Origin of the sequence: Paenibacillus sp. EKM206P (assembly GCF_011066155.1) — a bacterium.
Taxonomy (GTDB): Bacteria; Bacillota; Bacilli; order Paenibacillales; family Paenibacillaceae; genus Paenibacillus; species Paenibacillus polymyxa_D.
Map to the genome: position 1 here is coordinate 1 of NZ_JAAMNQ010000099.1, position 310 is coordinate 310.

Genomic DNA, 310 nt, shown 5'->3' on the forward strand with positions numbered 1-310 from the left:
GTGCCGTTCCTGGAGTACGTGCACGAGCAGCAACTGGATATGAGCTGGATGGAGCTGTTGATCACGAGCTCGGACAGTTGCAGTGTGGCGGATTACCGGACCTTGCAGGAACGCTTCGGCTCGTTGTTCCGGATCATCAATGCTTACGGCGTGACGGAAGCGGCGATCGACTCCAGCTTCTACGACGAGGAATTGGCGAAGCTGCCGCAGACAGGCCATGTGCCGATCGGCAAAGCGTGGCTGAATGCGAAATTCTACATCGTGGATGCGCACCTGAATCCGGTGCCGGTCGGGGTGCTGGGCGAGCTGG

General features: G+C 59.4%; 1 protein-coding gene. It reads left to right on the top strand.

Going from position 1 to position 310, the window contains the following annotated elements; all coding sequences use genetic code 11:
• On the top strand, window positions 1–310 hold a 310-nt coding region (locus tag G9G53_RS25885; protein ID WP_165150904.1), incomplete at both ends, for an AMP-binding protein.